General features: G+C 63.3%; 7 protein-coding genes. 3 read left to right on the top strand and 4 right to left on the bottom strand.

All coding sequences use genetic code 11. From position 1 onward, the window contains the following. The coding region (locus VIM98_RS16910) for an enoyl-CoA hydratase-related protein (RefSeq protein ID WP_331994285.1) at positions 1–361 on the bottom strand (361 nt) is incomplete at its 3' end. Between the two features lie 220 nt (positions 362–581). On the opposite strand from VIM98_RS16910, the gene VIM98_RS16905 reads away from it, so the two are divergent. From VIM98_RS16905 to VIM98_RS16895, 3 genes are read left to right on the top strand one after another with little or no spacing between them, the layout of a single operon-like run. Beyond that, on the top strand, positions 582–824 hold the full coding sequence (locus tag VIM98_RS16905) for a FeoA family protein (RefSeq protein WP_331994284.1): 243 nt from the start codon (positions 582–584) through the stop codon (positions 822–824). Next, a complete protein-coding gene (gene feoB, locus VIM98_RS16900; RefSeq protein WP_331994283.1) occupies positions 821–2671 on the top strand; it encodes a ferrous iron transport protein B in 1851 nt (616 codons plus the stop codon). The genes VIM98_RS16905 and feoB overlap by 4 nt, the downstream gene beginning before the upstream one ends. Then, complete coding sequence (locus VIM98_RS16895) at positions 2668–2970, top strand: DUF6587 family protein (RefSeq protein WP_331994282.1); 303 nt, start codon at positions 2668–2670, stop codon at positions 2968–2970. The genes feoB and VIM98_RS16895 overlap by 4 nt, the downstream gene beginning before the upstream one ends. An 8-nt stretch (positions 2971–2978) precedes the next feature. On the opposite strand, the gene VIM98_RS16890 is transcribed toward VIM98_RS16895, so the two are convergent. Genes VIM98_RS16890 through VIM98_RS16880 form a run of 3 tightly spaced genes read right to left on the bottom strand, consistent with a single transcriptional unit; the run spans position 2979 to position 8257 of the window. After that, positions 2979–4916, bottom strand: a complete 1938-nt coding sequence (locus VIM98_RS16890) for a hypothetical protein (RefSeq protein WP_331994281.1) — start codon at positions 4914–4916, stop codon at positions 2979–2981. Continuing rightward, positions 4913–6604: a molecular chaperone HscC gene (locus tag VIM98_RS16885; protein ID WP_331994280.1), complete on the bottom strand. Its 1692-nt coding sequence runs from the start codon at positions 6602–6604 to the stop codon at positions 4913–4915. The genes VIM98_RS16890 and VIM98_RS16885 overlap by 4 nt, the downstream gene beginning before the upstream one ends. Before the next feature lie 45 nt (positions 6605–6649). Beyond that, positions 6650–8257, bottom strand: a complete 1608-nt coding sequence (locus VIM98_RS16880) for a carboxyl transferase domain-containing protein (protein WP_331994279.1) — start codon at positions 8255–8257, stop codon at positions 6650–6652. Between the last annotated feature and the right edge of the window lie 185 nt (positions 8258–8442).

Here is an 8442-nt window from a genome sequence, read left to right as displayed (position 1 = left end):
TGTCGCAGCAGGCTACCAGCCCGACGCCGCCGCCATAAGCCGCACCGTTGACGCGCGCAATGGTCGGCTTGGGGCAGAACTGCAGGCTGCGCATCAGTCGAGCCAGCTTGAGTGAATCCTCGCGGTTGGCCTCTTCCGATGCCTTTGCCATGCCGCGCATCCAGTTCATGTCCGCGCCTGCGGAAAAGCTCGCGCCTTCGCCCGTCAGTACCACGGCACGAACCGTGTCGTCGCTACCGGCTGATTCGATGGCTGCGGTCAATTCGGCGATCAAGTTGTCGTCGAAGGCGTTGTGCAGCTCGGGCCGCGCGAGGGTGAGGCGGCGAACATTGCCGCGGTCGGTAATCTGGATCGAAGCCATGGGGGTTTCCGGATAAACGTGCGAAGTCGTTCGAGTATTTCACCGTTGACTGCCGGGAAAAAAGCCGCAATGAACCGCCCTACGGCCAAGGCGTATTGACGCGGCAACCGCCTGGGTTCGTTAAGCCACTGAACCGCAAGGTTTTACTGCCATGGACGCTTGTTTCCCAGCGGGCGAGCCACGATATATAATGCGAACTATTCTTATTTGAGTTATTTCTGTGCGCCTGTCCGATTTGCCGAAGGGTGCTGCCGCCGTGGTAGACCGAGTCGAAGATGCCCATGCCGAAGACCCCATCGCGCAACGCCTGCGCGACCTGGGCTTTGTCGAGGGCGAGCCGGTGCGGCTGGTGGCGCGGGGGCCGCTGGGCGCCGACCCGCTGCTGGTGCAGATCGGTTCGACGCGCTTTGCCCTGCGCCGCAGCGAAGCGGCGCGCATAAGTGTAAGGATGGAGGCCGCATGAGCGCCGATACGCTCCGCATCGCGCTGGTGGGCAACCCGAACTGCGGCAAGACCGCACTGTTCAACCAGCTGACCGGTGGCCGGCAGAAAGTCGCCAACTACGCCGGCGTCACCGTCGAGCGCAAGGAAGGGCGCTTCCTCGCTCCGTCCGGCCGCGTGCTGCAGTTGCTCGATCTACCGGGGACCTACAGCTTCGACGCGAACAGTCCCGACGAACAGATCACCCGCGATGTCTGCGAGGGGCGTTACCCCGGCGAGGCCGCACCGGACCTGATCGTGTGTGTTGCCGACGCGACCAATCTGCGCCTGCATCTGCGTTTCGTGCTCGAGGTCAAGCGCCTCGGGCGCCCGGTGGTGCTGGCGCTGAACATGATGGATGCGGCCAAGCGCCGCGGCATCGCGATCGACGTGCCCGAGTTGCAACGCCTGCTGGGTTTGCCGGTGGTGGAGACCATCGCGGTCAAGCGCGGCGGCGCCAAGGCGCTGATCGACCGGGTCGATGGCGATATCCCCGTGGCGGCGCCTGCCGAAGCGGACGACGCCGCCAGCCGTGCAGGTCTGCACGAGCAAGTGCGCACATTGATGGCTGCCACCGTCAGCATGCCGCGCGCGACCGCGGCGATCGACGATGCGCTCGATCGTTGGGCGCTGCATCCAGTGTTCGGGCTGGGGATTCTCGCCGTTCTGATGTTCCTGATCTTCCAGGCGGTGTTTTCCTGGGCCAAGCCGATCATGGACGCGATCCAGGACGGTATTACTTCGCTCGGCGTCTGGGTGACTGCCGCGCTGCCTGCCGATAGCGCACTGCATAGCCTGCTCAACGACGGTGTGTTCGCGGGCCTCGGCGCGGTGCTGGTGTTCCTGCCGCAGATCCTGATCCTGTTCCTGTTCATTTTGGTGTTGGAAGAATCGGGTTACCTGCCGCGTGCGGCCTTCCTGCTCGACCGTCTGATGTTCAAGGCCGGCCTGACGGGGCGCGCCTTCATTCCGCTGCTATCGAGCTTTGCCTGTGCGATTCCCGGCATCATGGCCACGCGCAGCATTACCGATCCGCGCGACCGGCTGACCACGATCCTGGTCGCGCCGCTGATGACCTGTTCGGCGCGTCTGCCGGTCTATACCTTGTTGATTGCCGCGTTCATTCCCTCGCGTACGGTAGGGGGCATCTTCAACCTGCAGGGCATTGTGCTGTTCACGCTCTACGTCGTGGGCATTATCAGCGCGCTGACCGTAGCCTGGGTCATCAAGCGCTTCCGCAAGGACAAAAGCGAGCACGCGCTGCTGATGGAGCTGCCGTCCTACCGCATGCCGCATGTGCGCGACATCGCACTGGGTTTGTGGGAGCGTGCCAAGATCTTCCTGCGCCGCGTCGGCGGCATCATCCTCGCCTTGACCGTGTTGCTGTGGTTTCTATCCAGCTTCCCGGGCGCACCGGAGGGTGCGACACAGCCTGCGATCGACTACAGCTTTGCCGGACGTATCGGTCACCTGTTGCAGTACGTGTTTGCCCCGGTCGGCTTCAACTGGCAGATCTGTATCGCGCTGATTCCTGGGCTGGCCGCGCGCGAAGTCGCCGTATCGGCGTTGGGCACGGTCTACGCCATGTCAGGTACCGACGACGCAGTAGCCAGCCAACTGGGCCCGATGATTGCGCAGACGTGGACCTTGCCCACCGCTTTATCGCTATTGGCCTGGTACGTATTTGCGCCGCAGTGCATGTCGACGCTGGCGGTGATTCGTCGCGAGACCAATTCCTGGCGCAATGTCGCGCTGACCGCGGGCTATCTGTTTGGCCTGGCCTATCTGGCTTCGCTGGTGACCTATCAGGTAGCGAGGGCTTTGCTGTGAATACGTTCGCTGTCGTCCAGGCGGTTGTGATCGGTCTGCTGGTATTGGGCAGCGCCGTCTATGCGTTCGGCAAATTGTTGCCGGGCGTGAGCACGCGGGTGCGCGCGGGTGCCTCGGCCAGCTTGAACAAGCCCTGGCGTGCCTCGTGGCAGCGCAGCCTCGGCCGTTGGCTGCAACCGAAGCAGGCCACCGGCAGTTGCGGCGACGGCTGCGGCAGTTGCGGAAGCTGCGGGCCGACGCCACCGAAACAGGCGCGGCCGGATGTGCAGCCGCTGGAGTTTCGTCCGCGGCAGCGTTGACGTGCGGTTTATGCGGCCTTGGCCCGCAGCGCTTCCTTCCGCTTCTTGTTCTGCTTGAGGAGATCGGCAAGCCAGAAGCCCAACGCGACGATGGCGCTGAGCAGCGGGATAGCGAATAAGCCAACCAAGGCCATCAGAAAGAAATAGCCGAAGACAAGATTGCTGGGCATGCTCCAGCTTTTGCGTTCGGCATTGCGGACGCGGAAACGCATGTATGCAAACCAGAGCGTCGGGATCAGGACGAATTGCGAGTACATGATTGCTCGCGAGTAGGCGTCGGCTGGGTCCACGTGTGGATGGCTGGACAGGCTATAGGTGACGACGAAGATGCTGCCGCCGATGAGGCACAACAACGGGACGAAGCATAGACGCCACGTTATGCGCGGGTGCGAGGCCGGCTGTTCCGGCTGACATTGCCACAGCATGACGCTGACGAGGGTCAAGTAGCCGAGGCAGAGCAGGCTGCCGATGCCGGCCAGGGTCACTGGCAGCCAGGCGTCCCTGGGAGGGTACGGCGGATCGAACAGATGCAGGTAAAGACTCAGGATGCCGGCCAGCGCTGTTACCACCAGGCCGCGCCACGCAGTGATGAACCAGCGGGGCGCGGTCATGCGCTGACGCGTTGCCGCACCGATCCACCAGCGTGCGGTGCGGGTATCGGAGATGCCATCCAGCCGCTGCGGCACGCCGCCACAGAAGCGCCACAGGAACATTCCCAGGCGCATCGGCAATCGCGGTACCAAGCAGATCAGCAAAATACGCCACCACTGGAATGGCCTGGTTACCGTACGCAGGCGCCGTTTCGCTGCGCCCGGGTCATGCGCTTCGCTGGGTTCGCGCGTCTGCTTTGCCAGTTTTCCGATGTTCTTGGGCAGCATCAGCCAGCGCATATGCAAGCGTGCAGGCAGGTCGCTGATGTCGATCTTCTCGCGCTGCGCCACACTGCCGACGTTGAAGTACTGCAGCAGCAACGTGGCGATTTCCTGCGGCAATGGATAGCGGCCGCTGGACAGGCGTTGCAGTAATGCGGGTGCGATTCGTTCGCGCACGGCTGCCGCATTCAGGGCCGGCTGCACATAAAGCTTGGCCGCCATGGCATTGCGCTCGCCTTCTTCGGCGTGCTCGCTGCACCATGCGAGAAACGTGTCCAGGTCGAATGCAGCCGCATTGATTCCCCAAGGCAGAACTTCCGCCTTGTGCTTGAGCAGCAGCTCGTGGCGCTCCTGCATATGGCTGCGCAAGCGGTGCAGTTGCAGCGGGTCGATGCCGCTCTGGGCATGATCCAGTCCGAAGAATCTCAGTGTGGCGTCGAGGTTGAGGGCGCCGATCGCTTGCGGTTCGCGAAACAGCGACTGCAACAGCAGTTGGCCAGCGCGGCTCTTGAAGTTCAGCGACCACAGATCTTCACGGCTGTGCAGCCAACCCTCCAACTGCGGCGGCGAAAGCTTGATCGCCTGCGGAATATAGGCCGTCACGAAGCTCTGTGGATCGGGCGCCGTGATGGGTGGGATCTTGGGACTGCCCTCCGGTACCGGGGGCGGCATCCGCGCTGGCCGTACGGGTGGTTCGGTATGCGCTGCCGGCGGTACGGTACGAAGGATGGTACGGACGACGTCTTCGTCCGCCGCTATGGGCGGGACAACCCGGGGAGGGCGCGCGATCCGTGTATCCCGCTCATCGGCATCATGCTCCTCGGTATGCCATGTCTCTTCGCCGCCATGGTCTGCCTCGGCGTTATCGGACATCGCCGGGACCGCTTCGGCTTCGGCCATACGCATACGGTGCGCACACCATGCGAGCGCCTGTTCGTAATGCTCGCGCAGTAACTGAAAGCCCGCCGGGTCTTCATCGGGACGCACTGTCTTCAGCCGCGCGGCATAGGCACGCTTGATATCGCGCTCGTCGGCATCGTCCGGCAAGCCGAGCCAGGCCAGCGAAGGATTCACGAGCCCGCCTCGACAGCATCGAGCGCTTCGGCGAAGCGCTGCCGCCGTTCGCGGATCAGGTGTTCGTCCTGTGTTTCCAGGGCGCTGCGGAAATGCAGGATCCATTCCTGCAACTGCGGGCGGTATTGCAGCAGCTCTTCGTAGAGCCGTTCGGCCCGGGCGATCACGGAGAGATTTTCCTGTTTGTCGCGCGGATGCACCTTGATGCTGTTCAACGCTTCCAGGCGTGCACGGATCTCGGCCGGGTCGAGTATGCCGGGGTTCTGCTCCAGCACGAGCTCATGGCGCTGGCCGGTGGAATTGACTTTGATCTCGACCTGCAGGACACCGTTGATGTCATAGGTAAAGCGCACGGTGACCGCGTTCTCGCCACGGCTGCGCTTCGGCGGCAGCGGGATCTCGATATTGCCCAGCTTGATATTGCGATCGACCATTGGGCTTTCGCCCTGGTAGACCTCGATATTCAACCGGGTTTGGTTGTCGCGCATCGGAAAATACTGTTCTTCGCGACTGACCGGCACCGTACTGTTGCGATGGATGATCGGCGAGAAGAAGCCCGTTTGCTCCGCCCCGGTTTCGTCGCGCCGCGAAGAGGCAATGCCCAGCGTATAAGGGCAGACATCGGTGAGAATGACTTCTTCGAGCCGTTGGTCGCGCGCCTTCAGGCCGGCAGCGACGCAGGCGCCCAGCGCGATAGCCTGGTCGGGGTTGACGTGACGCAAGGGCAGGCGGCCGAACATGCGCGATACCAGCCGCGCGACCAGGCTCATGCGGCTGGCGCCGCCGACCAGCACGATCTCGTTCAATTGCGAAGGTTGCAGCTTGGCGTCGCGCATGGCGCGTTCCAAGGGCAGGCGCATGCGCTGTACCAGGGTTTCGGTGAGACGTCCGAAGCGGTCCTCATCGATGCGCCACTGGAACTGCTTTTCGCCCAGCGCGAGTTCGACCGTGACATCGGCGCGCGAGGTCAATTCGCGCTTGGCCTGTTCCAGCCGGCGACGCAGCACGCCGCGCTCCTGCACGGACAACGCTTGCTGATCCAGTTGATGATCCGCAAGGAACGCGCCTTCGAGCACATCGAGAAAATCCTCGCCGCCCAGGAAGTTGTCGCCGGCGCTGGCATGGACTTCGACCACGCCGTCGAACATCTCCAGCACCGAGACGTCGAAGGTGCCTCCGCCCAGGTCGAACACCAGGAAGCGCGAACCATCGGGTTTTTCCTGCAGGCCATAAGCCAGCGCGGCGGCGGTAGGCTCATTGATCAACCGATCGACCTTGATCCCGGCCAGTTCGCCTGCGGCGCGGGTCGCCTTGCGTTGCGCATCGGAGAAATAGGCCGGCACGCTGATCACCGCTTCGGTGACCTTCTCGCCGGTCGCCGCTTCGGCGTCGGCGATCAGCGCGCGCAGGACCAGTGCCGAGAGTTCTTCCGGTCGGAAATTCCGTCCGCGCAGGCCGGTCTCGCGCGCGCTGCCCATCCAGCGCTTGAACGTGGCCACCGTACTGCCTGGGTGGCTGATCATGCGGTCGCGGGCAGCCTGGCCGACCAATACATGGCCTTCCTCGTCCAGGCTGACGACGGAGGGCGTCAGATATTCGCCCAGCGGATTGACGAACAGCTTGGGACCGCCCTCGCCGAACATGCCGATCAGCGAGTGCGTCGTGCCCAGATCGATACCAACGATCATCCTGATTTTTCCCCTGTACTTTCTTTCTCGTGCGGCTTGCGGCCGCTACATCCTGAAAACACCGTACCGCTGCGGTTCGATCGGCGCATTGAGCGAAGCGGAGATCGCCAGCCCCAGTACGCGTCGCGTATCGGCCGGGTCGATGATGCCGTCGTCCCACAACCGTGCGCTAGCGTAATACGGATGACCCTGGCGTTCGTATTGGTCGCGGATCGGCGCCTTGAAATTTTCTTCGTCCTCGGCGCTCCAGGATTTGCCCGCCGCTTCGATGCCATCGCGGCGCACGGTGGCCAGTACCGAAGCGGCCTGTTCGCCGCCCATCACGCTGATACGCGCATTTGGCCACATCCAGAGGAATCGTGCGCCGTAGGCGCGTCCGCACATGGCGTAATTTCCTGCGCCGAAGCTGCCGCCGATGACCACGGTGAATTTCGGCACATGCGAGCAGGCCACCGCGGTCACCATCTTGGCGCCATCTTTGGCAATGCCGGCATTCTCGTATTTCTTGCCCACCATGAAGCCGGTGATGTTCTGCAGGAACACCAGCGGTACGTTGCGCTGGTTGCACAGCTCGATGAAATGAGCGCCCTTGAGCGCGCTTTCGGAAAACAGGATGCCGTTGTTGGCAATGATGCCGACGGGGTAGCCGTGGATATGCGCGAAGCCGCAGACCAGCGTCTTGCCGTAGCGCGCCTTGAATTCGTGAAATTCCGAATCGTCGACGATGCGCGCGATGACTTCGCGGATATCGAACGGGCGGCGGGTATCCTGCGGAATGACGCCGTAGAGCTCGTCGGCCGCGTAACGCGGTTCGACCGGGTCGCGCAGTGCCAGCGGCATCGACTTGCGCCGGTTGAGGCTGGCGACGATATCGCGTGCGATGGCCAGAGCGTGCGCATCGTTCTCGGCATAGTGGTCGGCGACACCGGAAATGGCGGTGTGCACGTCGGCGCCTCCCAGCGCTTCGGCATCGACCACTTCGCCTGTCGCCGCCTTCACCAGCGGCGGCCCGCCGAGGAAGATCGTGCCCTGTTCGCGCACGATGATCGTCTCGTCGCTCATCGCCGGCACATAGGCGCCGCCGGCAGTGCACGAGCCCATGACCACCGCGATCTGCGGAATGCCGAGCCCTGACATGCGTGCCTGGTTGTAGAAGATGCGCCCGAAGTGCTCTTTGTCCGGGAAGACCTCGTCCTGCAATGGCAGGAAAGCGCCGCCGGAATCGACCAGATAGACACAGGGCAGGCGGTTTTCCAGCGCGACTTCCTGCGCGCGCAGGTGCTTCTTCACTGTGATCGGAAAATAGGTGCCGCCCTTGACGGTGGCATCGTTGGCGACGACGACGACTTCGATACCGTTGACTCGACCGATGCCGGTGATGATGCCCGCCGCTGGCGCGGCATCGTCGTACATGCCGTGGGCGGCCAATGGCGACAGTTCCAGGAAGGGCGAGCCAGGGTCAAGCAGGGCGCGGATGCGCTCCCGTGGCAACAGCTTGCCGCGCGCTGTGTGCTTGTCGCGTGCCTTCTCGCCACCGCCTTCCGCACTGCGCGCCAGTTCGCGATGCAGGTCGTCGACCAACCCACGCAGTTGCGCGCTGCTGGCCTGAAACTCGGGAGAACGCGGGTCGATCTGCGACGCGATGACGCTCATGGTTGCCTTCCTTAAAACGCGAACCGCTGATGATAGAGGGGCGAGGGGCGAGGGGCGAGTAGTGAGGGTGCACAGTTGCAGTAGCTCTGGCTCCTCCCCCTGCTTGCAGGGGGAGGCTGGGAGGGGGTAAGCCCTTGCGGGAAGCTTCATGTTTTTTGTTGATACGGAGAGACTGAGGCAAGTAC

The sequence above is a fragment of the Dyella sp. genome (assembly GCF_036568765.1).
Lineage (GTDB): Bacteria > Pseudomonadota > Gammaproteobacteria > Xanthomonadales > Rhodanobacteraceae > GSA-30.
Note: the sequence above shows the minus strand (reverse complement) of the source record. Positions and strands in the feature narration are given on the sequence as shown.

What these genes read in the sequence shown, in the direction of transcription:
- feoB (WP_331994283.1), top strand. Translation starts at nt 821, where the DNA reads ATGAGCGCCGATACGCTCCGCATCGCGCTGGTGGGCAACCCGAACTGC.
- VIM98_RS16885 (WP_331994280.1), bottom strand. Translation starts at nt 6,604, where the DNA reads ATGATCGTTGGTATCGATCTGGGCACGACGCACTCGCTGATCGGCATG.
- VIM98_RS16880 (WP_331994279.1), bottom strand. Translation starts at nt 8,257, where the DNA reads ATGAGCGTCATCGCGTCGCAGATCGACCCGCGTTCTCCCGAGTTTCAG.